Source organism: Cellulomonas wangsupingiae, assembly GCF_024508275.1.
Taxonomy (GTDB): Bacteria; Actinomycetota; Actinomycetes; order Actinomycetales; family Cellulomonadaceae; genus Cellulomonas; species Cellulomonas wangsupingiae.
Genome location: NZ_CP101989.1, coordinates 955,307 through 979,210, shown reverse-complemented (window position 1 = coordinate 979,210; position 23,904 = coordinate 955,307). Strand labels below are relative to the sequence as shown.

Below are 23,904 nucleotides of genomic sequence, written 5' to 3'. Positions count from 1 at the left end.
CCGGGGTGCCCGACCATCCTACGAGCCGGCGCCGCCCGACCAGCGGGCGAGCGGTAGCGCCCCGTCCCGCGCGGCGGGCCTCAGCCGGCCTCGACCGCGTCGCTCCCGATGTCGTCGAGCGAGGCGACGGCGCGACGCAGCGCCGTGCTCGACGTGTGCACGGTGTACGGGAAGTAGATGACCTCGACCCCGACCTCGGCGAAGTCACGCTCCAGCCGGTCGCCCTTCGGGGTCCCCCGCCAGTCGTCACCCTTGAAGATCACGTCGAACCCGACGGCGCGCCAGGTCTCGACCTTGTCGGGCACGACCTCGGCGACCACCTCGTCCACGAACGAGATGTGGCTGACGATCTCCATGCGCTCGGCGAGCGGCACGAGGGGCCGCCGACCCTTCGTCACCTCGAGCACCTCGTCCGCGACGACACCGGCGATGAGGTAGTCGCAGCGCCGCTTCGCGTGCCGCAGGATGTTGAGGTGGCCGACGTGGAACAGGTCGTACGCGCCGGGCGCGTACCCCACGATTCTTCTGGTCACGTACTCCCCCACGATGTCGTCGGTGGCCGGCCGGCCCTGCGCGTGCCGCTCCGGCGGGGCACCGATCGCACCGAGATTAACGGAGAACATCCGGTTCTGGCACGGTTTGTCCGATCTTCACCCGTTGCGCCGCGTCCTCGACCTGGGCGGGACGCTCGACGACCGGGCGCCTCGCGGGCAGCCGGCGGCGACCCAGCCGTTGCGCGGGCCGCTCGACCCCCCACCAGCTCGCGGCGGCCAGCGGCAGCGTCCCGGCGACCGACAGGGCGAACAGCGCCAGGGGCCGTACCCCCGGCAGGGTGCCGATGACGACCTGCTGAACGGGGTACGCGTAGATGTAGGTGCCGTAGGAGAGGTCGTGCCGCACCTGCGCGAGCCGGTGCTTGAGCAGGGCGCCCCCCGCGACCACGACGTACGCGAGCGGCAGGGCCCCCACGAGCCGGTAGTCCGCGGGCACGAGCGCCGCGCTCAGCACCACCGCCGCGGCCGCGACGGCGACGAGCGCCCCGTGCACGGGGACGCGGTGACGGAACTGGTGGAGCAGCGCACCGGCGAGGAACATCAGGCCGAACCGCGCGGCGTGCTTGACGAGGTGGACCTCGTCGAGCGCGGGCAGCAGCGCCGCCGCGAGCACCGCCAGCACGAGGAGGAACAGGGCGGGCAGCACCCACCGGCGACGCAGCAGCCCCGTGACCCCCAGCACCAGGACGCCCAGGTAGCAGACGAACTCCCAGGACAGCGTCCACAGCGACCCGTTCCAGACGCCGTCGTCACCCGACGCACCGCCCGCCGGCATGCCGGCGATGCCCTCCTGGAAGATCCAGAGCAGCGCGTTGTGGCCCACGTAGGACGCGCCGTCCTCCAGCGCGGCCGCGTCGACGCCGCGACCGGTGAGCACCAGGTAGAGCGGCGAGACGACAAAAGCCACGACCAGGAGGCACACCCAGAAGCCCGGCATGATCCGCAGCGCCCGGGCGGAGAGGAAGCGCACGGGGTCCTCGTCGGACAGCCAGCTGCGCACGATGAGGAAGCCGGACACGGCGAAGAACCCGTCCACCAGCCCGCTGAGCAGCAGCCGCTCCGCCGGCTGCCACGGCAGCCCGGCACCCACCATCGAGATCGAGTGCCACAGCACCACCCCGAGGGCCAGCGCGAGACGTACGACGTTGAGGCCGTTGCGCCGGGGCTCGAAGACGTCCTCGAGCGACGGGAGCGCCCTCACCCCTCACGCTCCAGCAGCACCACGTCCGCGGACGTCTGCTCGTCGACGGACACGACGTGGAACCCCAGCCGTTCGAGGTCCTCACGCTGGGCCCCCTGCACCCCCGACCTGTGGTCCACGACCCACCACACCCGGTCCACCGCGGCGAGCTCGCGCCCGGCGTCGGCCACGGGGACCGAGAGGTCCCACAGGCGGCCCTCGGCGGCGGCGACCGGGTCGCGCGTCACGTCGCGGAGCCCGACGAAGGCACCCGGGTAGGCGACCGCGATCGCGCGCGCGGGGACGCGCACCCGGCCGTCCGCGTCGTGCAGGTCGGAGAACACGACGGCGTCACCCGTCGCGGCACCGGCGCGCACGCCGTCGGCGACGTCCGCCCAGTCCGACCGGTCCTTCGCCGTGGGCGTGCGCTCCTCGTACCAGGCCGGGGCCGCGAGCAGGACGACGACCGCCGTCACGCCGACCAGCCGCGCGCGGTCCCGCGCGAGGGCGTCGACGCCCACGGCCACGAGCAGCGCGAGTGCGGGTGCGGTGAACGCGAGGTACTTGGGCACGTAGAGCGGTGAGGCGACCACGGACCAGGCGATCGCGGCCAGGGGTGGCAGCACGAGCCACGCGGCCGCGAGGGGGACGACCCCGCCCGCGCCGACGCCGCGCCGCAGGTGGGTGACCACCGCGACCGCGACGAGCGACCAGCAGACCAGCGCCAGCGGGAGCGACGACCACGGCGTCGTGCCGAACCACTGGTCCAGACCGACCTGGCGAAGGGTCCGGAGCCCGGGTGCGGGGATCCAGCCGACCTGGCCCCGCTGACCGACCGCGACCAGCAGGAACGGCGCCGCCACGCACCAGCCCGCGACGACCGCCACGGCGGGGGCGACCAGCGCCCGCCACGACCTGCGCCACCACAGCAGCCCCACGAGGTGCGCCGCCGGCAGCAGCGCCAGCAGCATCCAGGTGCACGTGCCGGCGGCGACCAGGGCGCCGTAGACCACCCAGCGCCACCGGCTGCGGGGCGCGCCGACCGCGGACACCAGCGCGACCGTCGTCCACACGGCGAGGGCCGTCGCCAGCGCCGCCGAGCGCCCCTCCGTCGCCGCCCACGTCATGCGCGGCAGCGCCAGGAGGACCAGGCCCGCCACCACCGCGACGCGGCGCGAGGCGAGACGGTCGGCCAGCACGACGGTGCCGGCGACGGCGGCCCCGACGGCGAGCGCGCTCAGCAGCCGCAGCGCCACCACGGACTCGCCGGTCAGCGCGAGCCACCCGTGGGCGACGGCGTAGTACACGCCGTGGACGGCGTCGACCTGTGTCGTCAGGCGCAGCAGTGCGGGCAGGTCGCGCAGCGCGCCGGACATGGTCGCCGCCTCGTCCCCCCAGGCCGACGGCACCCAGGCGCCGGCGAACCCGACGAGGACCGCGAGCGCTCCGAGGGTGGACGCCGCCCCGCGGACGGACCGGACCCGCGCCGGCGCGCTCTCCGCAGCGGCGCGCGGCCGCAGGCCGAGCACCGTCGGACCGACGGTCACGGCAGCTCGTCGACCAGCTGGTCGCCGACCACCCCGAGCTGCGTGCGGCCGGACCGCGAGCGCGGCCGGTAGACCACCCGGGAGTGGAACGTGAACCGCGCCACGAACGCGACGAGGAGCGTGAGCGCCGTCGCCGGGACGGCCGCGACGTGCATCGTGCTCACGAGCAGCGCGAGCACCGGCAGCCGCAGCGCGGTCTCGATGTTGTTGAAGGCGAACGAGTGCGCGAAGCGGCGCCACGGTCCTCGTCCCTCGTGACGCAGGTCGGCGAACACGAAGCGCTCCTGCAGCAGGAAGTTCATGACGATCGTGAGCTCCGCCGCGACCACGGCCGCGACGAGGTACTCCGCGCCCCAGCCGGTGAGCAGCGCGACGATCGCGATGTTCACCAGCGCCCCCACGCCGCCGATGACCGCGAAGCGGGACATGCGCCCGAAGCGCAGGGCCGCGAGCTGGGTGAGGAACCGCGCGCCCTGCGCGAACGACGCCTTGGAGTCGCCGGCGTAGCGCTCGCCGAACACGAAGGGGATCTCGGCGACGGCGAGCCGGTGACGGGCGAGGATCTCGAGCAGGATCTTGAAGCCGCGCGGACGCAGGCGGTCCAGCTCGACCGCCTCGCGGCGGACGAGGAAGAACCCGGTCATGGGGTCCGAGCAGTCCGCGAGGCGCACCGGGAACATCGCCCGGGTGACGGCGGTCGACACCGACGACACCACGCGACGCGTCACGTTGGCCAGGCCGCTGGAGCTCCCGTCGTCCATGTACCGCGACGCCACGACGACGTCGACGCCCTCGTCGCGGGCGGTGGCCAGCAGCGAGGGCACCAGGCCCGGCGGGTGCTGCAGGTCGCCGTCCATCACGACGCACCACGGCGCCGTCGAGGCGGCGAGCCCTTCCTGGACCGCGCCGGCCAGACCACCGACGGGCTCGTCCCGGTGGATCAGCCGGACCGGGATGGCCGCCGTCGCGGCGACCTCCCGCACGACGTCGGGCGTGGTGTCCGTCGAGTCGTCGACGAACAGGACCTCCGCCGACTGCCCGTCGAGGGCGTCGGCGAGCTGCCGGACGAGCTCGGCGACGTTGGGCGCCTCGTTGAAGGTCGGGACGATCACGGTGAGCTCGGGAGTGCCGGGCTGCCGGTCGGACGCACTGCTCACAGGTCCCCCCCGAGGGCCGTCGATATGACCGTGCAGGCCTGGTCGTTGAGGGGAGCGTAGTCCCGGTTCCGACCTGAATGGGAGTGTTTGCCCGATTTCACCCAGGTGCGCGCTCGAGGACGACCACCTCGTCGAGCGGCCCCTCCCAGCGGTCCCGCACGACCCACCCGCCCTCGGACAGGTAGACGTCGTCGGCGTCGCGCACCGCCGCGGGCAGGTCGTGCCGGCGCACCACGCACAGGGTGTCCAGCGACGCGAGCCGCGCCCCCGAGTCGCGCAGCAGTGCCGAGCGTCCGACGAGGTCGTCCGTCTCCAGCGGGTCCGCGACGAGGGTCACGTCGACCAGGCCGTCGTATCCCTCGGGGTAGGCGACCGACACGCCCCGGGTGGTCAGCCGCACGGTGCTCCCGGTCGGGGCGGCGCGCGGCGCGAAGTACGCGCCGTCGCCCGGGTCGCACGCGTCGCCGACCACGGCGGCCACCTCCCGCCAGTCCGCCCCGCTCTTCGCGTGCTCCGTGCGCTGCGACACCAGGACGGGCAGCGCGCACGCGACGAGGGCGACGACGGCCGCGACCCGCAGGGGGCGCGTCGGCAGCTCCCGCAGCGCGGCGGCCAGCAGGATCGCGACGGCGGGTGCGCAGAAGGCGAGGTAGCGCGAGCTGTACGTCTGCGACACGACGGCCCACGCGACGACCACGACGGTGGGGACGACGACCCAGGGCACGGTCCACACCAGGACGGCCCGGACGGGTGCCGGCACCGGCCGGTGACGCCACCAGCGCAGCAGGGCGTACGCGACGACGGCGACGGCCACGCCCGCGAGCAGCACCGACGCCGGGCGCCACCAGGAGCCGGCTCCCGCGCCCGCAGCGGCGACCACGGCCGCGTCACGGCTGTAGACCGTGGGCGTCTCCCCGAGGAACCACTGGTTGACGACGACGTTGCGGGCGAGCTCGACGGCGGACATGGTGTGCCGTCCGAGCTGGCCGGTCTGCCCCGCGGCGAGCACGAGGAACGGGCCCACGACCACGGCGACCGCACCGGCCGCGCCGCACCAGCGCACGACCGTCGCCCGCGACCGGTGACCCAGCAGGAGCGTCACCGCGTGCGCCGGCAGGAGCAGCAGGGTGTAGAGGTTCGTGAGGACCGCGACCACCATGAGCGCCGCGTAGCCGACCCAGCGCGCCGCGCCGCCGCGCCGCACGGCCGCGAGCAGCAGCACCGTGCCCCAGACCCCCGCGGCCGTGGCGAACGCGAAGGGTCGCGCCTCCGCGCCCATCCACGTGACCCGGGGCAGCAGGAGCACCGTGGCGGCGGCCCACCAGGCCAGCCCTCGCCCGCCGAGCCGTGCGGCGAGCACCCAGGTCCCGGCCGCGACGAGTCCCACCGCCAGGGCGCTCGCCGACCGCAGCGCGAGCTCCGAGGTGCCGAAGACGCCGATCCAGACGTGCATGAACGCGTAGTAGGCGGTGTGGACCGCGTCGAGCCCTCCTGCCATCGCGACCAGCTCACCCCAGGGCCGCGTGGCCGCCGAGACCGTCGCCGCCTCGTCGGTCCAGAGCGAGGCGCCACCGGCGCCGACGAGCATGAGCAGGGCGCCGACGGCTCCCACGAGCAGCACCGGACGCCGGACCGCGTCGCCGTCGGCGTCGGGCGGCGTCGTGACCGGTGGCGCGACGGTCGTCTCCTGTCCGGCCATGACCGCCCCGGTCAGGCGCGCAGCACGGCGGAGGGACGGGGGTCCCCGGGCGGTGCGGCCTCGGCAGCGTCCTCGGCGTCGCTCTCCGGATCCCGGTCGGCGTCGCTCCGGGGCACGGCCTCGGCCTCGGTCTCGGTCTCGGTCTCGCGGCCGTCCACCTGGTCGCCGCCCTCGCCGGCCAGCACCTCCTCGAAGGGCGCGGGGCGCGGGTGACGGAGCTCGTCGACGGGCGCCGGCTCCCCCGGCGTCGGGAGGGCGGGCCAGCTCGGGCCCTCCGGGTCGCGGCCGTCGGGGGCGTGCCCGGCCCCGCGTGGCTGCGCGACGAGGGCGGGTGCCACGCGCCGGCCACGCCGGCCGCGCCCGGGACGCCGTTCGGCCGAGCCGTAGCCGTACGTGTCGTCGGCCACACCTCGCTCCCGGTTGAGGATCGTCCCGACGACCCGCCCGCCGCCGAGCTGGACCGCGTCGGCCGCCTGGCGCAGCTGCGGGCGCCGGACGCGGTGGGCGTCGGCCACGACCACCACGCCCGTCGCACGGCGCGCGATCACGGCGGCGTCGGCCACCGGCACCACGGGCGGGGCGTCGACGATCACGACGTCGAACTGCGCGGCCGCCTCGTCGAGCAGCGCACCGAACTCCGGGTAGGAGAGCAGCTCGGCCGGGTTGGGCGGCACGGGACCGGACGCGAGCACCGAGAGCTGGGGACTGACGTCCTGCCGCACCTCGGCGAGCGTGGCACGACCGACCAGGCAGTCCGTGAGGCCGGCCTCCCCCTCCACGCCGAGCTGGTCCGCGATGGTCGGCTGCCGCAGGTCCGCGTCGACCAGGAGCGTGCGAGCACCGGCCGCGGCGAGCGCGACGGCGACGCGGGACGCGACGAAGGACTTGCCCTCGCCCTCGAGCGCCGACGTGAACACGAGCACCTTGGGCGCCCCGGGCCGCCCGATCATCTCGAGGTTCGCCCGGACGCGCCGGACGTCCTCGCTGCGCGCACCGTCCGCGGCGGACGGCACAGGCTTCCCCCGGCCCGCGCGTCGACGCTGCCGGATCGACCCGAGCACGGGCACGTCGATGACCTGGCGCAGCTCCGCCTGGTGGCGCACGCGCGTGTCGAGGGCCTCGCGACCCCAGGCGGCGACGAGGCCGAGCAGGACGCCGGCGAGCAGCGCGGCGAGGACGTTGCGCCGCGTGTTGGGAGCCACGGGGTGCGTGGGCGCGACGGCCTCGCTGACCACGGTGGCCTCGATCGTGCTGCCCGCCTCGCCGGCCGGGGCGAGGTCCTCGACGACCTTGCCGAGCTGCAGCGCGACCGCGTTGGCGACGCTCGCCGTGCGCTCGGGCGAGCCGCCCGTCACGGAGATCTCCAGCAGCGAGCTCTCCTTGGGCGAGGACACCGCGACCGATCCCGCCAGGCTCCGCGGCGACACGTCCAGCCCTAGCTCGCGGACGACCGGGTCGAGCGTCACGGGCAGCGTGGCGAGCCGCGCGAACGACGTCATCTGCCCCTGCGTGTAGCTCGACCCCTGGTTGAGCTCGCCGGCCGACGACCCCGCCGCCAGCGCGACGTAGAGCGTCGCTGTCGAGCGGTAGACCGGGGCCGCACGCGACGACACGAACGCCATGCCCGCGGTCAGGACGACGACCGGCAGCACGACCCAGGCCCAGTGCTTCCGGGCCGATCGCAGCACGTCGCGCAGCGTCATTCGCCAGCTCCTCTCGGTTCCTGTCCCTATTGGACCATCCGGTCCGTGATGTCCGGTTCGACCAGTCGGGTGGAATTGTCGCGCGTCAGGGTGCGACGCCGACCGCACGTGGGTGGTCGGCGACCCCGCGGGCCGGTTCGACGTCCCCCTCGACGGGAGGGTCGGCGCCCCCGGCCGCTGCCGTCTGGGCGACCGCGACGCCGGCGACGAACCAGAAGAACGTCGAGAACTGCGTGATGAAGGCGACGCTCGTGAGGCTGGGCAGGATCGCGACGACGGCGGTGAGGCCGGGTGTGCGCGGCCCGCGCACGAATCCCACCAGCGCCGCGACGCCGAGCAGCACGAGCAGGCCCGCGACGAACCCGCCGTAGCTGAGGGCGGTCATCAGGACCGCGTTGTCGATCGACCGGAAGCTCCCCCACCCGCCGGTGCCGGAGGCGTCGCTGTAGGCCGCGGTGGACCGCCCGAGCACGCCGACGGACGGCAGCAGCGACCACAGGTCGGCGCGGTACTCGGCGCTGCCGGACGCCTCGTCGCCCGCCTCGGCGAAGACGGCCATCGCCGTCGGTGTCGTGAGCGCCGCACCGACGACCAGGGCGACGGCGGCCCAGGCGCGGAACGCCCGGGTCGCCCAGGCGCCGAGCCCGACCACGCACAGCACCAGCGCGAGCGCCGTCGACAGCATGCCGATGCGGCTGTAGGTCACGACCGCGGCCACGCCGATGAGCACGAAGGTGATCGTGCGCAGCCACGCGGGCAGGCGCGAGGACCAGACGAACGGGACCACGAGCGCGAGCGACGCCCCCAGCGGGATCGCGTGCCCGAACGCCCCCTCGGCCCGCGGCAGCCCTCCCCGCATGCGGATGCCGCTCCACTGCGTGTACAACGGGTTGCCCATCGCGAGCCGGACGAAGAGGTTGTCGCCCGTCACGACCTCGACGACGACGAGCACGGCCACCACGAGGAAGACCAGCGTGATGCAGACCGCGACGGCCCGGGACCCCAGCCGCGCGACGAGCACGCGCCCGACGAGGTAGGGGACGAGCCAGCCGGTCGTCGTGGCGTAGGCGTCCCCCAGGCTCGCGTACCCGCCGACCCACGACACCACGACGACCGCCAGGGCGAACCCCAGCACACCGTCCCAGACGGTCCACCGGATCCGGGAGCCGGGCAGCAGGGCCACGAGGACCCCGATCCCGACGGCCGTGGCCGCGCCGACGAACATGCCGACCTGCACGCCGATCCAGATCGGGACGAGCCCGATCGACGCGATGTAGGCGACGAGGCCGATCTGCGGGCGGGTGCGCACGAGCACGGCGAACAGCGCGGCCAGCGCGAGCAGGACGAGCATGACCGCGAGGTCGTCGACCCGGCCCGCCGAGATCACGGGTCGACCTCGGCGCGGGCCCGCCCTGCCACCACGTACGTCATCCGACCGTCGTCACCCGCAGGTCGTCCCACGCCACCACGACGGGCAGGTTGGCCGTGCTGCCCGCGACGTAGGCGCCCAGGCCCACGGAGCCTGCGGTCTGCAGCTCCGGGGTCGTGTCGGTGGCCTCGACCTGCCAGCCCGGCTCGGCGGCGCCGGCGGCCCACAGCTTGGCCCGCAGCGTGGTGGTCCCCGACCCGGCGACCTGCAGGCGCAGCGTGTACCGCGTCCCCGGGGTCACGGTGACGCCCGGGGCCACCTGGGCGACGGCGACCTCGGTACCGCCGACCTTGCGCAGCAGCTGCAGCCCCGAGACGTTCCCGCTCTGCGCGATGTTCGCCTTGACCAGGTACTCCGACGTCCAGGCCGTCTGGCGGCCGGTGAGCCACAGCCGGGTCGCCCCCGAGCTCGAGAGCTTGTCGACGGTGAACGAGACGCTCGCGTCCACGTCGGTCGCCGAGAGCGTGCCGAGCCGGGCGCGAGGGCTGGACCCTCCGGTGGTCAGGGTGAGCCGACCGACGCCGTCGCCGACGGTGAACAGGCTCGCGGACCCGGCATGGGCCCACGCGCCGCCTGCGTCCGGGGCGCCCCAGGCGGACGCCGACGAGCGCTCGAAGGCGTCGGCCGCCAGGACGACGGGCCCCACCGGGGCCTGCACCGTGACGTCCCGCGACGTCGACGCCTCACCCCCGCGGTCGTCGGTCACCGTGAGCGTCACGGTGTACTCCCCGTCCGCGCCGTACGCGTGCGTCGCGGACGGCCCCGTGACCGGCGCCGAGCCGTCGCCGAAGTCCCACGTCCAGCCGGCGATCGTGCCGTCGGGGTCCGTGGAGGACGCGCCGTCGACCGCGACCGTCAGGTCCGTGGCGGTGACCGTGAAGGCGGCCGTGGGCTCCTGGTTCGGTGCCCGGACCGTGACGACCTGCGTCGTGGTGTGCGTCGCCCCGTCGTCGTCGGTCACGGTCAGCGTCACCGGGTGGTCGCCCGCGGCGGCGAACGTGTGGGACGCCTGCGGACCCGTCGCGGCAGCCTCGCCACCGAAGTCCCACGCGTAGCCCTCGACCGTCCCGTCCGGGTCGCTCGAGGTCGCCCCGTCGACCTGCACCGTGAGGTCGTCGGCGGTCGCGGTGAACGCCGCCACCGGCGCCTGGTTGGGCACCTGCCCGGACCCCAGCTGGTAGTGCTGGGCGACCTGCGCAGGGGTGAGCCCGGTCGAGTACACCGCAACCTCGTCGATCCTGCCGGCGAACCAGGGCTGCGGCCCCCCCGTGGTGTCACCGCCCACGCGCCAGTACCCGGTGTAGGACTGCGCGGCCGTCTGCGGGTGGGTGCCGACGAGCACACCGTCGACGAACAGCCGCATCCCCTCGGCCGACTGCGACGCCACCAGGTGGTGCCACTCGCCGTCGTTGTAGGCCACGGGACTCGTGATCGTGCTCGCCTCGCCGGTCCCCACCCCGAACGTCAGGCGGCCGTCCGTCTCCATGTAGACGTGCCGGTCGTACTCCGCCGACGTCCCCGTGGCGCCGCTGCCGAAGCCGATGAGCTTGCCACCCAGCTCCGTCGTGGAGCTGAACCACAGCTCCTGGCTGTACGTCGTCGGGTTGACGTACAGGTTCGACGAGCGGACGAAGTTCCCGGCGGAGCCGGACAGCTGGACGGCCCCGTTGTCGGGCTGACCGTCCAGCGCGCCGGCCACGCCGCGTCCGACCGTGCCGACGTAGACGCCGGGGGCGAGCTTCGCCCCGGAGTCTGCCGCCGTGGTGCCGGTCGCGTCGTCGAGCCGCCAGAAGACGTCGGGATCGAGGCCGTGCACGGCCGCGCCGTAGGCGTCCGCCGGTGCCGCCGGGACGGTGGACTCGCCGCCCGCCGCCACCCAGTGGGCGTCCACCTGGGCCGCGCTCAGCGGCGCGGGGTAGATCGCCACGTCGTCGATCTCGCCGTCGAACCAGGTCGCGCCGGTCCACCCGCGGTCCCCGCCGATCCGCCAGAACCCGGTGTACGTCTGCGCCGACGTGGTGTCCGTGCGCTGGCCGACGCGCGTGCCGTCCACGTACAGCTTCATCCCGTCCGCGCCGAGCGTCGCGACGACGTGGTGCCACTCGCCGTCGTTCATGCCGGTGGCCGACTGCAGGGTGCGCTGGGCACCCGGGTAGACGCCGAACAGGACGCGCCCGGAGGTGTCGAGGTAGACGTGGCGGTCGTAGCTCGCGCTGGTCCCGCTGTTCCGGTTGCCGAAGCCGACGATCTTGCCGCCGGCCCTCGACGTCGTCCGGAACCAGGTCTCGATGCTGAACGTCTGCGGCGCGGGGATCGCCGTCTGCGTCGCGACCAGCCCGGCGGTGGTGCCGGAGAAGTCCGCCGCCGTGTCGGCGTCGCCCTCGATCGCCCCGGTCACGCCCCACCCGACGCCCGTGCCGGCGATGCCGGTCGAGGTGCCGGCCCAGTCCTCGGCGGTCGTCGACCCCGCGGGGTCGCTCAGGCGCCAGAACGAGCTGGCGCCGTCCTCGAGCACCGCGGCGGTGTAGGGGCTCATCACCCCGTCCGGGCTCACCGTGACGGTCATCCACGCCGATCGCGTGACGTTGCCGAAGGGGTCGGAGGCCGTCAGCCGGTAGCGCTGGGAGCTGCCCGGCGCCAGACCCGTGTCCTTGACGACACGCGACTGCGGCTTCCAGAACGGGGTCGTGATCGTCTCGGTGAAGATGGGCGTCGACGTCTCGCTCTGCCGGTAGATCCGGTAGGTCAGCGCCTGGTTGTCCCGGTCCCAGTTGGTCCCGAAGGTCATGCGCACCTCGCCCTTGACGCGCGAGCTGACCGTGAGCGGGAACGCCGCGCCCTGCAGGCGCGGCCCCTGCTTGTTCGGCGCCTTGTCCGGGGTGGCGAAGCGCACCAGGCCGTACTGCGTGGCCCCGTTGACGCCGGGGAACTCACCGCCGTAGACGATGTAGTCGTCGTTGCCGGACACGCTCCACACGGCCTGCCCCAGCCCCGAGAAGTTGCCGACGTAGAACTGGGGGTACCAGTTCAGCAGCGTGGGCGCGGGCTCCCCTGTGTGCGACGGGTAGCCGTAGATGTCCGGGGTGTTGACCCCCGTCGCGGCCAGGCTGAAGGCGTTCGCGTAGTAGAACTGCCACGGGTCGGTCTGCGGGAAGCCGCCCATGTTGCCGCAGTAGTGGTGGTGGCTCGCGGTGTAGACGACGTCGCGCGAGCGGAACGTCGAGTACGCGTCGCCGTGGCAGTCCGCCACCCAGGTGAGCGTGCCCGTGGCGGGGTCCGTGCGGAACGTCCCCTCGACGTTCCCGCCGTCGCCGTAGTGGTAGCCCGTCCCGTAGACCCCGGTGGCGTCCGCGTACAGGCTCGTGATGGAGGACTCGACGCCGGCGTTGCGGATCTGGTCGTTCGCGGGGAACGCCAGGGGCGCACCGGTGCCCGGGTGCACCGCGCCCAGCCCGTAGAAGTCGGCGCCGGAGAGCTCGGTGAAGCGCCCGCCGACGACCACCTTCCCGCCGTCCGCCGTCACCGCGAGCGCCGTGACCGGCGCGTCGGTGTCGGCGACGAAGCTCGTGAGCGCGCCGTCGGAGGCGTTGAACGCCGCCAGGTACGAGCGCGGCACGAGCGTGCCGCCGGTGACGCTGGCCGCGGACTGGAAGTTGCCGCCCGCGTAGACGGTGGTGTTGGTGGCCGCGACGGCGAGCCCGCCCGCCGCCAGCGTGGGACGGAAGTTCGCCACCAGCTGGTTGGTCGCGGTGTCGAACGCGGCGATCCGCACCCGGTACTGGCCGTCCACCCGCGTGAAGTCGCCCGCGATGTAGATGCGCTTGCCGTCCGGCGACCGCGTGATCGACCGCACCTGGCCGTCCACCTGCGGCGCGAAGCCGGGCACGAGCTGGCCCGTGGTGATGTCGTAGGCCAGGAGGTTGAGCCGGTCGACCTCGCTGGTCCCTGCGGCGGCGCCCGGGGGCCGCGCCTTCGTGAAGCGGCCGCCGACGTAGACGGTGTTCCCGACCACGGTCTGCGTCCAGGCGACACCGTTCATCTGCGCGGTGGGCAGCGCGTCGGCGGCGACCGTCGGCGGGGACGCCGGGTTCGTCGGGTCGACGGGGGCCGAGTCGGCCGAGGCCGGGATCGCAAGACCGAGCACCACCAGCGACGTCACGCTGATCGTGGTGGCGGCGCGCCGCAGGGTGATCGACAGGGTGGACACGGGCCCCTCGCCATCATGAGAGCAGGCTCACAAACCGGACAAGTGGAACTTATCCCCATGGAGCACCCAGGTGAATCACGCGTCCACGGATTCACCCGGACATCCGTACAGTTCACCCGCTTCCTGCCCCGGCGAGCGCCCGGACGCCGGTGCGCGGTCAGCCGAGGCGGAACCCCTGGGCGACGATCGGCGCAGTACCTGGCGACAGCAGGACCGTCACGGCGAGCGGCTCACCCGACGGCGCCTGGGCGAAGCGGTAGGACCCCTCGACCGTGGCGCCGGCGCCCACCTCGGCAGGCAGGAGCACGTTCGCCGGGTCGGTGAGGACCGGGTTCACCGGCAGTCCCTGCGCCCCGGCGTAGACGCTCACCGCGGGCGTCGCGAGCGCCACCGCGTCCACGCCCTCGTTGACGACGCGGACGACGACGACCGTGCCCGGGCCGGCGTACTCCCCCGGCCCCGTGCCGGCGACGTCGGTCGCGGCCACGGACGTGACGGCGACGGACAGCCCGCCGGCCGGCCTCGCCTGCCCGGTCGTCTCCACGACGACCGGCGCGACGTCGCTCACGGGGGGGACGGGCACCTCGCCGGGCGCGGCGGCGGGGTCGGCACCCTCGCCCTCCGCACCCCCGTCTGGGGCCGGCCCGGCGTCCGACGGCGCCGCGGACGCGTCCGCGGTGGGCGTCGGCGTCACCGACGACCCCCCGGCGCTCGCGGCGGGCGTCCGCGAGGGGTCGGCCGCAGCGGGTGCGTCGGACCCACCCGCCCGCAGCAGGGCCACGACCACCACGACGACCAGCACGACCACGACACCGACCACGGACGCGATGACGACGCGACGTCGCCCGGTGCTGTCGACCTGCTCGTCCACGGTTCTCCTCCTGGTCGACGGTGCCGCGCACCGGGGCCGCGCACCGGGGCCGCGCACCGGGGCCGCGCACCGGGGCCGCGCACCGGGGCCGCGCACCGGGCCGCGCACCGCCGGTGCGCCGCAGGTCAGCCGAGTGTAGTGACGGTCGCCGGGGCCGCAGGGGCGACCCCGGGTGAAGTCGCCGGGGTCGGCGACCGCCGGCGCACGGCCACCCCGGGCATCTCGAACAGCCAGCGCACGGCACGCGCGTCCCGGTGGACCGCCAGGGGCCACGTGACCGCGAGAGCGGCGCCCAGCAGCAGCCCGAGGGCGACCCACCACGGCGCCGCGACGGCGCCGAGCCACATCGCCAGCAGCTGCATCACGGGGAAGTGCGCGACGTAGAACACGATCGAGTTGCGCCCCACGAAGCGCAGGGCGCCGGTGCGCGCCGTGGGCAGCCGACGCGCCGCGAGGACCGCGACGACGATGCCCGCGACGCTGCCCGGCACCGTGAGGCTCGCGTACCGCAGGTCCACGAGCGCCGAGGCGACCGCGAGCGCCAGCGCGAGCGCAGCCAGCGCGACGACCAGCACCCGGGAACGGCCCACGCGCCCGAGGATGTCGTCCCCGCGCTCGGCGACCCACGCGCCGAGGAAGAAGAAGACCGCGAAGTACAGCAGCCGGTGCCCCACCGGGTCGTCCACGACGATGGACGCCGCGAGCAGCACCCCGCACACGACCATCGTCGGCACCCGCCGCAGCAGCGGCGCCACGAGGTAGTACGCGCCCAGGAAGAACAGGTACCAGAGGTAGCCCTTGGCGATGTAGAGCTTGGGGTGCCACAGCGGGGTCTGGGTGCCGGACATCACGAGGTAGAGGACGACCCACAGCAGGTACGGCCACCAGACGAGCGCGACCTTGCCCCGCAGGTAGGTCACGAGCGGCTTGCCCAGCGACCGCGGCAGCAGGAGCCCCGACAGGAACATGAGGGTCGGCATGCGGAACGGCAGGAGCGCGTCGTTGACCGCGACCAGCGCCGTCGGAGCCTCGATCCCGTGGATCCGCGGCACCGCGGTGGCGTGCCAGAGCAGCATGAGCAGGATCGCCAGGCCCCGGAGCGTGTCCATCCACTCCATACGGGCTCGCCCCGGGCCTGCCGGCGGAGCCTGCGGCGCCGCGACGACGGCCTCCCGCGTGGTGGTCGCCGGGAGGCCCGTGCCGGGCGGGACGTCGTGCACCGGACCCACTGCACCTCCGCCGCCACCCGCGCGGATCGTCGCCGGTGCCCGCCGGGTGGTGCTGCGGGCCCCGTCGCCGGAACAGTAGTCGACGAACGGGACACTTCGGGCAGATCGGGACGGGTGATCTTCAACCGGACACCCTCGGCCGACGTCCCCACATGCCTACACTCCGGACATCCGAGGCACGCCACGACGGGTGCACCACCCACCGCGAGGAGAACCAGAACGTGCGAGTCCTCACCCTCTGGGCGGACGACCGCTCGTCCAACCTCGGCGTCCGGGCCCTCGCGCGAGGGACGGCGGCGCTGGTCGAGCGCGCGCACCCCGGTGCGGAGGTCGTCGCGGTGCACTACGGGGGCTCGACGGCCCCGACGCCCGTCGGTGACTGGCGTCGGCTGCTGCGCGCCCGCCTGGACCCCCGCGAGCCCTTGATCGACTGGCTGCGCGGCTTCGACCTCGCGGTCGACACGCGCGCGGGTGACTCGTTCGCGGACATCTACGGCACCCGGCGGCTGGTCACCCAGAGCCTGCTGGCCGAGCTCACGGTCGAGGCCGGCACGCCGGTGGTCCTGGGACCGCAGACCATCGGGCCGTTCGGCTCGCGCCGCGGGCGGGCGCTGGGCCGGTGGTCACTGCGCCGGGCGTCCTGCGTCATGGCCCGCGACACGGTGAGCGCGGCGTACGCCGAGCGCCTCGGCCACCCCGTCGACGTCGTGAGCACGGACGTGGTGTTCGCGCTGCCGCGGCCCCGGGTGGCACGGACCCGTGACGTCGTGCTCAACGTCTCCGGCCTGCTGTGGGCGCCGAACCCCCACGTGGACCACGCCGCCTACCGGGCGACGGTGCTCGCCGTGGCGCGCGGCCTGCTCTCCTCGGGGCGCCGGGTCGCCCTGCTCGCGCACGTGCTCGACTCGCCCGTCGCCGACAACGACGTGCCCGCCGTGCACCAGGTCGCCGCGGTGCTCGACCAGCCCGACGTCGAGGTCGTCGTCCCCACGGGTCTCGACGACGTGCGCGAGGTCACCGCGTCCGCCGCCCTGGTGGTGGGTTCGCGGATGCACGCGTGCCTCAACGGGCTGTCCACCGGCACGCCCGCCGTCCCCCTCGCGTACTCGCGGAAGTTCGACCCGCTGCTCGCCGACCTCGGGTGGCCCCACACGATCGACCTGCGCCGGTCGTCGGACCCGGCTGCCGAGACGCTCGCCCTCGCGGAGAAGGACCTGACGAACGACGTCGCGTCCGTCCTGGAACGTGCCGACGAGCTGCTCGCCCCGGCCGTCGCGGCGGTGCGGGACCTGCCGTGACCGCCCGCACGGTCGTCGAGGCCGCGGCCGACGTCGTCGCCTCGGGGCGGTGCACGGGCTGCGGGCTGTGCACCTCGCTCGAGCCCGCGCTCACGATGGCGACGTCGTCCACCGGCTACCTGCGGCCCCGGGCGTCGGGCCCGGGGGCGGGCGACGCGGCGGCGCTGCGCACGTTCCGCGCGGCCTGCCCGGGCGTGACCGTGACCGCCCAGCGGCCGCCCGGCAGCACCTACCACCCGCTGCTCGGTCCGGTGCTCGGCTGCTGGGAGGCGTGGGCGACCGACCCGGAGACGAGGCACCGGGGCAGCAGCGGCGGCGTGCTGACGGCACTGAGCTCCTGGCTCGTGACCACGGGTGAGGCCACCGCGGCCGTGGGCGCGGCGGCCGACGCCCGGGACCCGCGGCGCACCGTCCCGGTCCGGATCGTCAGCCGCGACGAGGCGCTGGCGGCGGCCGGCTCCCGCTACGGGCCGGTCGGCGTCGCCGGCCACCCCGAGGCGGGCGCACCCGGCACCGTGACGACCGGCAAGCCCTGCGAGGTGGCCGCCCTGCGCGCCGCGTCGGGTGCGGACGCCCCCCTCCTGCTGTCCTTCTTCTGCGCCGGCACCCCGTCGCAGCACGCCACCGACCGTCTGGTCACCGAGCTCGGCATGCCGGCCACCGAGGAGGTCGCCGAGCTCTGGTACCGGGGCCGCGGCTGGCCGGGCCGCTTCACGGTGCGCGGCGCGGCGGGCACGGAGGTGTCGACCACCTACGACGAGTCCTGGGGCCGGTCCCTGGGACCCACGGTGCAGTGGCGGTGCAAGATCTGCCCCGACGGCGTCGGCGAGAGCGCCGACGTCGCGGCGGGCGACTTCTGGCGCACCGACGAGCGGGGGTACCCGCTCTTCGAGGAGACCGCCGGGGCCAGCGCCCTGCTGGCGCGCACCCCCCGAGGGCTCGACCTCGTGCGCCGCGCGGCGGCGGCCGGGGTCATCGGCCTGCGCGAGATCGACCCCGACGAGGTCGCAGCCGTGCAGCCGCTGCAGCGCACCCGACGCAGCACGCTGGCCGGACGGCTCGCCGGGGCTCGGCTCGCCGGTGCCCGGCTCCCCCGCTTCCGCGGCTTCGGCCTGGCACGGCTGGCCCTGGGCGGGGCGCGGGCGTCGGTGCGGACGGCCCGTGGCACGTTCCGGCGCGTGCGCGACGGCGCGGCGGCGCGCTCGTGAGCGTCGGGCTCGCCGGGCACGCCGCCCGGGGCGCGCTGTCGACGGGCGTCGGGCTCGTCGCCCGCATGCTCCTGCAGCTCGCCTCCGTCGTCGTCCTCTCGCGCCTGCTGAGCCCGCGCGACTACGGCATCGTCGCGATGGTCGTCGCGATCATCGGCATCGGCGACACGCTGCGCGACTTCGGCCTCAGCTCGGCCGCCATCCAGTCCCGCGACCTGTCGAAGGGGCAGCGCTCCAACCTGTTCTGGACGAACAGCGCGATCGGGCTCGCCCTGGGGCTGCTGGCGCTGGCCGGGTCGGGGCTCGTCGCGAGGTTCTACGACGAGCCCGCGCTGACGGCGGTCACGCAGGCCCTGGCGGTGACGTTCCTGCTCAACGGCATGATGACGCAGTACCGCGCCGGGCTGGTCCGTGACATGCGGTTCCGCGTCGTCGCCCGCGTGGACGTCGTCGCGCCGGCCCTGGCACTGGTGGCGGCCGTGGGCCTCGCCCTCGCGGGCGCCGGCTACTGGGCGCTGGTCGCCCAGCAGATCGTGCAGGCCGTCGTCGCGCTCGTCGCGGTCGTGTGGGCGGGACGCTGGCTCCCCGGCCGCTACGACCGCGGGGAGCCGATGCGCGACCTGTACCGGTTCGGCGGGCACCTCCTCGGCTCCCAGCTGATCGGGTACCTGGCGAACAACGTCGACTCGCTGACCATCGGCCACCGCTTCGGCGCGCACGCCCTCGGGGTCTACAACCGCGCGTTCCAGCTGCTCATGAACCCGCTGAACCAGGTGCGCGCACCCAGCACCACGGTGGCGCTGCCAGTCCTCTCGCGCGCCGCCGGCACCCCCCAGTTCGACGAGATCGTGCGGACCGGCCAGCTCGTGCTCGCGTACCCGGTGACGATCGCCCTGGCGGTGGTCGCCGGGACCGCCGAGCCGCTGGTCGGCGTCCTGCTCGGACCGGCGTGGCAGGAGGTCCCCCCGGTGCTGCGGCTGCTCGCCGTGGCGGGGATCTTCCAGACGCTGTCGTACGTCGGGTACTGGGTGTACCTCGCCCGCGGGCTCACCCGCGAGCTGCTGCACTACTCGCTGGCGTCGGCGGCGATCCGCATCACGTGCGTGCTCGTCGGCTCGGTGTGGGGCGTGGTCGGCGTCGCGGCGGGGTACGCGGTCGCGCCGATGCTCGCGTGGCCGCTGTCGCTGTGGTGGCTGGGCCGCTCGGCCGGCCTCCCGGTGCGCGTGCTCTACCTGGGCGCGGCACGGGTGCTCCTCGTGGGATCGGTGACGGGAGCCGCAGCGACCGTCGCGAGCAGCGCTGCCGCGTCCCTCGGGCCCTGGGGCGAGCTCGTCGCGGGCGCGCTCGCGGCCCTCGTGGCGTGCGCCGCGACGCTCGTGCTGCCGGTGGTGCGCCGCGACCTGCACGACCTGCGGCGCGCGGCACGGGCCGCGCTGCGCCGCGGTCAGTCCTGACGGCGGTACTCGTACACGACGTGCCCCAGGGCACCGGAGACCATCCCGCGGCCCCGCTGCACGGACCGCCGGCCCCGGGCGTCGTGCACGACCGAGCGGGTCAGCGCCCCGACCAGCACGCGCGCGCCGCCGCCGGCCATGCGCACGACGCCGCGGACGACGTACCGCGCCCGCACGAGCTGCCGTGCCGCGCCGCGGGACAGCACGACCTCGGCGCGGGCGCCGGAGTTGCCGCTGCGGTACGCCCGGCGCAGCACCCACGCACGCGTCAGCCGGTCCGCGGGCACGTGGTCGACGACGACGGCCTCGTCGCACCACACCATCGTCTCGCCGACGGCCGTCAGCCGCCGCGAGAAGAGCGTGTCCGACCCCCCGCTGAGCCCGAACCGCTCGTCGAACGTGACACCGGTGCGGCGCAGCCGGCCCAGGTCCAGCAGGAGGTTGTTGGTGGCGGCCACGTCCACCACCGTCCCGGTCGGCAGCCGGCGGCGGTCGAAGAACCGCCCTGCGGCGAGCCACGCGTCGGGCTCGTGCTCGTACTCCGAGACGACCGCGCCCACCACGGCGGCCGCACCGCTGCGGGCGTGCTCGGCGAGGAGCGCCGCGAGCCACCCGGGCGTGGGCCGCTCGTCGTCGTCCACGAAGACCAGGAGCTCGCTGCCGGCGCACTCCGCGAGCGCGCGGTTGCGCCCCGCCGCGATGCCCGGCCGCGGCTCGTGGGCGTACCGGACCCGCGGGTCGCCGACGCTCTCGACGGTCCCTCGCGCGCCACCCTCGGGGTCGTTGTCGACCACCAGCAGCTCGGCGCGCACGTCGACGGTGCCCAGCTCGGCGAGGAACGCGGGCACGGCCGCCCGGACGTCCTCCGGCCGGCGGTAGGTCAGCATCGCCACGACGAGCGGCGCGGTCACGCCCGCCGTCGCGGGCGGCACCTCAGCGCCGGGGGCGTCGCGCGCGGACGTGTCCTGCGTGCTGCTCACGCGTTCTCCCTCGTGTCGTGGCCCGCCCCGACCGTGGGGCGGACCGCCTCCGTCGCGTGCACCGGGGGCCGGCCCGGGGCCCGCCCTCGCGCGCGCCCGACCGCCGCCCGGTACACCTCGAGGTGCGCGCGCGTCCCGGCGCCCCAGTCCCGCGCGCTCAGGTCCGGGACCGCCGTGTCGCTCAGCCCTGCGACGTCCGCGAGCGCCGTGCGCAGCACGTCGGCGGTCAGCGGGCCGGTGAAGCGACGCACCCACGCGGGGCCGACCTCCGCGGCCAGCGCGTCGGTCACCGGGTTGGCGGGCACGAGGACCGGCCGCCCGAGGGACAGGGCGAGCAGTGCCGCCCCCGAGTTGTGCATCTGCCGGTACGGCAGCGCGACCAGGCTCGCCGACGTCGTCCACCGCACGAGGTCCGCGTCGTCGACGTGGCGCAGGTCGGTGACGACGCGCGGGTCCTGCGCGGCCGCCGTGCGCACCTGCGCGGCGACCGCCTCGGTCACGGGGCGACCGGCGACGACGAGCGACGCCTCGGCGTCGTCGAGCGCGGCGAACGCCGACAGCAGCTCGTCGACGCCCTTGTAGGGACGCAGCAGACCGACCGACACCAGGCGACCGGTGACCGCCGGCTCCGTGGGGTGGCCCGCGAACCAGTCGACGTAGTGGCCGTGCCGCACCGTGGTCGCCGGCGCACCCCCCGGCGTCGACGTGCCGTCGTTCAACCGGATCCACCACGTCGTGGCACGGTCGCACGCGCGCAGGACGCCGGCCGTGGCACGGTCCGGCACCTCCTCGTGCGGGCGCAGGTTGTGCGCGGTGCGGACCACGGCGGTGCGGCGCAGGCTGCAGCGCAGGAGCACGAGGTGCAGCGCGGCGACGGCGGCCAGGCGACGCAGCGGGTGGCGGCGCTCCACGACGACCTCGGGCCAGTGCACGTGCAGGACGTCGTAGCGCCACAGCAGCGCCGCGGACCACGTGAACGCCCGGACCTCGACGTGCCCGGCGAGCCCACGCATCAGCTGCACCACGTACGGGTTGGTGGTCGGGCGCGGGCCGCGCACCGACTGCAGCACACGCAGCGGTCGCGCCCGGCCGTCCTCGTCCCCCATGCCCGCCCGCCCCCTCGTCCGCGACCTTCACCCCGATGGCCTGGAGCCGCACAGTACCCGCTGCGCTAGCATCCCAGAACAGTCGCCACTCGTCCGGGTTTGACCCGATACGCCGGGCGCCCCACCGCCACCCGTCTGCGAGGTCCCGCCATGCCCGTCGATGCGGTCGTCGTCGTGAACCACGCCTCGCACGAGCTCCTGGCACGGCACCTCGCCGCGACGGTCACCGGCACCGACCTGCTCGTCGTCGTCGTCGACAACTCGCCCCGGCCGCAGGACACGGCCGCGGCCGCCGGGCTGTGCGCGTCGCGCGGCTGGCTCCACGTCCCGGTGCCGAACGAGGGGTTCGGTGCCGGCGTCGACGCCGGGCTGCGGGAGGCCGCCGCCCACGGCGCGCAGGCCGTCCTCGTCCTCAATCCCGACCTCGCGGTCACGCCGGACGCCGCGCTCGGGCTGCTCGCCACGGCCCGCGAGCGCGACGCCCTCGTCGCGCCGCGGGTGGACCGGCCCGACGGACGGCCGTGGTTCACCTCGGGCACGCTCGACGAGCGCGCCGGCACCACGCGGGCGGTGGGCGACCGGGCGCGGGTCGACTGGCTCAGCGGCGCCTGCCTCGCGGCCACGACGTCGACCTGGTCGCGGCTCGGCGGCTTCGACCCCCGCTACTTCCTGTACTGGGAGGACGTCGACCTGGGGCGTCGGGCCACCCGGGCCGGGGTGCCGCTGGTGGTGCGGGAGGACGTCACCGCGGTCCACGACGTCGGCGGCACCCAGTCCACGGCGGGCAGCCGGCGCAAGTCCGACACGTACTACCGGGAGAACTGCCGCGGCCGGCTGGTGTTCGCCGCCCACCACCTCGACGCCCGGCTGCGCGCCCGCTGGGTGCTCGGTGCGCCGGGCTACGCGTGGGCCGTCGTGCTGCGCGGCGGGCGGCGTCAGCTGCTGCGCGGGCCGCGGCCGGTGCTCGCCGCGATCGGCGGGACCCTGGCGGGCGCCTGGTACGCCCGTCGCAGCCGCCCGGTGTGGCCCCCCGCCGGGAGCGCGCCACTCGTGCCGGCCGTCGGCGCGGCGGACGCGGCATGAGCCGCACCCTCGTGGTCGCCCACGGGTCGGCCGAGCTCTACGGGTCCGACCTGCAGCTCGTCGAGTCCGTCCGGGCCGCCCTGGCCGACGGCTGGGACGCGCTCGTCGTGCTGCCCGTCGGCGGTCCGCTCGTCGAGCGGCTGGCGGACGTCGGCGCACGGGTCCGCGTGGCGCCCGTCCCCGTGCTGCGCAAGTCGCTGCTGCGCCCGCGCGCGCTGCCCGGCCTCGCCTGGGGGTCCCTGCGCGCCGTGGTCGAGACCGTCCGGCTGCTGCGCCGCGAGCGCGCCGACGCCGTCTACGTCAACACCGTGACGGTGCCGACGTGGCTGGCGGCGGCGCGGCTCGCCCGGGTGCCCGCGCTGTGCCACGTCCACGAGGCCGAGGACGGCCTGCCCCGGCTCGTGGCGGCCCTCCTCACGGCACCCGTGCTCCTGGCCCGCACGGTCGTCACCAACAGCGAGGCCGCCCGCCGCTCCCTGGGTGCCGCGTACGGCTCGCTGTCGGCACGGGCGCAGGTGGTGCACAACGGCGTGACGGGGCCACCGGCAGCACCGCAGCCCTCCGGGGAGCACGACGGGCCGCTGCGCCTCGCACTGGTGGGCCGCCTCTCGCCCCGCAAGGGCACCGACGTCGCGCTGGACGCGGTGGGCCTGCTGGCCGCCGAGGGCCGCGACGTGCGCCTGCGGGTCGCGGGCTCGACGTTCCCGGGGTACGAGTGGTTCGAGGAGCAGCTGCGCGCGCGGGCCGCCGCCGCGGACCTCGCCGGGCGCGTCGACCTCCTCGGCTTCGTCCATCCCACGTGGCCCGTGCTCGCCGACGCCGACGTGGTGCTCATCCCGTCCCGCGTCGAGCCGTTCGGCAACACCGCGGTCGAGGCGCTGCTCGCGCGACGACCGGTCGTGGCCTCCCGCACGCAGGGCCTGGCCGAGATCGTGCGCGACGGCGTCACAGGGCTGCTCGTGGAGCCCGGGGACGCCGCCGCGCTCGCAGCGGCGGTCGCCCGGCTCGTCGACGACCCCGGGCTGCGCGAGCGGCTCGCGGCGGACGGCCGGAGCGACGCCGCGGCACGCTTCGGCACGGACCGCTACGCGGCCGACGTCCAGCGCCTGCTGCGTGAGCTCGTCGGCGTACCCGCCGCCGCACCCGCACCGGCCTGAGGGACGTGCCGGCCGGAGAACCGGCCGGCCCGCGGGCCGGGT

At 75.4% G+C, this 23,904-nt stretch carries 17 protein-coding genes; 5 read left to right on the top strand and 12 right to left on the bottom strand.

All coding sequences use genetic code 11. The features are described 5' to 3' along the window. Nucleotides 1–80: 80 nt before the first annotated feature. The 10 genes from NP075_RS04650 to NP075_RS04605 all read right to left on the bottom strand — a co-directional run bounded on the left by NP075_RS04650 (nt 81) and on the right by NP075_RS04605 (nt 15,456). Nucleotides 81–533, bottom strand: coding sequence for an FAD synthase family protein (locus NP075_RS04650; RefSeq protein WP_227564155.1), 453 nt, complete (start codon nt 531–533; stop codon nt 81–83). A gap of 76 nt (nt 534–609) precedes the next feature. After that, on the bottom strand, nt 610–1,755 hold the full coding sequence (locus NP075_RS04645) for an acyltransferase family protein (RefSeq protein WP_227564141.1): 1,146 nt from the start codon (nt 1,753–1,755) through the stop codon (nt 610–612). Further along, entirely contained in the window at nt 1,752–3,281 is a 1,530-nt protein-coding gene (locus NP075_RS04640; RefSeq protein WP_227564140.1) for a glycosyltransferase family 39 protein, read from the bottom strand. Before NP075_RS04640 ends, NP075_RS04645 begins: the two co-directional genes overlap by 4 nt. Beyond that, on the bottom strand, nt 3,278–4,438 hold the full coding sequence (locus tag NP075_RS04635; RefSeq protein ID WP_227564139.1) for a glycosyltransferase: 1,161 nt from the start codon (nt 4,436–4,438) through the stop codon (nt 3,278–3,280). The genes NP075_RS04640 and NP075_RS04635 overlap by 4 nt, the downstream gene beginning before the upstream one ends. A gap of 97 nt (nt 4,439–4,535) precedes the next feature. Beyond that, nucleotides 4,536–6,137, bottom strand: a complete 1,602-nt coding sequence (locus NP075_RS04630) for a glycosyltransferase family 39 protein (RefSeq protein ID WP_227564138.1) — start codon at nt 6,135–6,137, stop codon at nt 4,536–4,538. Between the two features lie 11 nt (nt 6,138–6,148). Beyond that, nucleotides 6,149–7,840: a tyrosine-protein kinase domain-containing protein gene (locus tag NP075_RS04625; RefSeq protein WP_227564137.1), complete on the bottom strand. Its 1,692-nt coding sequence runs from the start codon at nt 7,838–7,840 to the stop codon at nt 6,149–6,151. Nucleotides 7,841–7,925: 85 nt separating this feature from the next. Next, nucleotides 7,926–9,227 carry a hypothetical protein gene (locus NP075_RS04620; RefSeq protein WP_227564136.1) on the bottom strand — a complete coding sequence of 434 codons (1,302 nt, stop codon included), beginning with the start codon at nt 9,225–9,227 and terminating at the stop codon, nt 7,926–7,928. 40 nt (nt 9,228–9,267) lie between these two features. Further along, nucleotides 9,268–13,476 (bottom strand): LamG-like jellyroll fold domain-containing protein, encoded by a 4,209-nt coding sequence (locus tag NP075_RS04615; RefSeq protein WP_227564135.1) that lies wholly within the window; start codon nt 13,474–13,476, stop codon nt 9,268–9,270. Nucleotides 13,477–13,633: 157 nt separating this feature from the next. Beyond that, a complete protein-coding gene (locus NP075_RS04610; RefSeq protein WP_227564134.1) occupies nt 13,634–14,347 on the bottom strand; it encodes a hypothetical protein in 714 nt (237 codons plus the stop codon). Between the two features lie 125 nt (nt 14,348–14,472). Continuing rightward, nucleotides 14,473–15,456, bottom strand: a complete 984-nt coding sequence (locus tag NP075_RS04605; RefSeq protein WP_227564133.1) for an acyltransferase family protein — start codon at nt 15,454–15,456, stop codon at nt 14,473–14,475. A 341-nt stretch (nt 15,457–15,797) separates the two neighbouring features. On the opposite strand from NP075_RS04605, the gene NP075_RS04600 reads away from it, so the two are divergent. The 3 genes from NP075_RS04600 to NP075_RS04590 are packed head-to-tail and all read left to right on the top strand — an operon-like array spanning nt 15,798 to nt 19,536. Continuing rightward, nucleotides 15,798–16,874, top strand: coding sequence for a polysaccharide pyruvyl transferase family protein (locus NP075_RS04600; RefSeq protein WP_227564132.1), 1,077 nt, complete (start codon nt 15,798–15,800; stop codon nt 16,872–16,874). Further along, nucleotides 16,871–18,082, top strand: coding sequence for a Coenzyme F420 hydrogenase/dehydrogenase, beta subunit C-terminal domain (locus tag NP075_RS04595; RefSeq protein ID WP_227564131.1), 1,212 nt, complete (start codon nt 16,871–16,873; stop codon nt 18,080–18,082). The genes NP075_RS04600 and NP075_RS04595 overlap by 4 nt, the downstream gene beginning before the upstream one ends. Beyond that, nucleotides 18,079–19,536 carry a lipopolysaccharide biosynthesis protein gene (locus NP075_RS04590; RefSeq protein WP_227564130.1) on the top strand — a complete coding sequence of 486 codons (1,458 nt, stop codon included), beginning with the start codon at nt 18,079–18,081 and terminating at the stop codon, nt 19,534–19,536. The genes NP075_RS04595 and NP075_RS04590 overlap by 4 nt, the downstream gene beginning before the upstream one ends. Here the strand turns inward: NP075_RS04590 and NP075_RS04585 are convergent. Together NP075_RS04585 and NP075_RS04580 are read right to left on the bottom strand one after the other, a co-directional pair. Further along, nucleotides 19,527–20,516 (bottom strand): glycosyltransferase family 2 protein, encoded by a 990-nt coding sequence (locus NP075_RS04585; RefSeq protein ID WP_227564129.1) that lies wholly within the window; start codon nt 20,514–20,516, stop codon nt 19,527–19,529. The two genes, NP075_RS04590 and NP075_RS04585, sit on opposite strands and share 10 nt — an antisense overlap. Further along, nucleotides 20,513–21,622, bottom strand: coding sequence for a glycosyltransferase (locus tag NP075_RS04580; protein ID WP_227564128.1), 1,110 nt, complete (start codon nt 21,620–21,622; stop codon nt 20,513–20,515). Before NP075_RS04580 ends, NP075_RS04585 begins: the two co-directional genes overlap by 4 nt. A gap of 150 nt (nt 21,623–21,772) precedes the next feature. On the opposite strand from NP075_RS04580, the gene NP075_RS04575 reads away from it, so the two are divergent. After that, nucleotides 21,773–22,705, top strand: a complete 933-nt coding sequence (locus NP075_RS04575) for a glycosyltransferase (RefSeq protein ID WP_227564127.1) — start codon at nt 21,773–21,775, stop codon at nt 22,703–22,705. Next, nucleotides 22,702–23,862 (top strand): glycosyltransferase family 4 protein, encoded by a 1,161-nt coding sequence (locus tag NP075_RS04570; protein ID WP_227564126.1) that lies wholly within the window; start codon nt 22,702–22,704, stop codon nt 23,860–23,862. Before NP075_RS04575 ends, NP075_RS04570 begins: the two co-directional genes overlap by 4 nt. Nucleotides 23,863–23,904: the final 42 nt, after the last annotated feature.

Coding starts and splice junctions, on each gene's coding strand:
- NP075_RS04605 (WP_227564133.1), bottom strand. CDS start 15,456: ATGGACACGCTCCGGGGCCTGGCGATCCTGCTCATGCTGCTCTGGCAC.
- NP075_RS04625 (WP_227564137.1), bottom strand. CDS start 7,840: ATGACGCTGCGCGACGTGCTGCGATCGGCCCGGAAGCACTGGGCCTGG.
- NP075_RS04630 (WP_227564138.1), bottom strand. CDS start 6,137: ATGGCCGGACAGGAGACGACCGTCGCGCCACCGGTCACGACGCCGCCC.
- NP075_RS04580 (WP_227564128.1), bottom strand. CDS start 21,622: ATGGGGGACGAGGACGGCCGGGCGCGACCGCTGCGTGTGCTGCAGTCG.
- NP075_RS04570 (WP_227564126.1), top strand. CDS start 22,702: ATGAGCCGCACCCTCGTGGTCGCCCACGGGTCGGCCGAGCTCTACGGG.
- NP075_RS04575 (WP_227564127.1), top strand. CDS start 21,773: ATGCCCGTCGATGCGGTCGTCGTCGTGAACCACGCCTCGCACGAGCTC.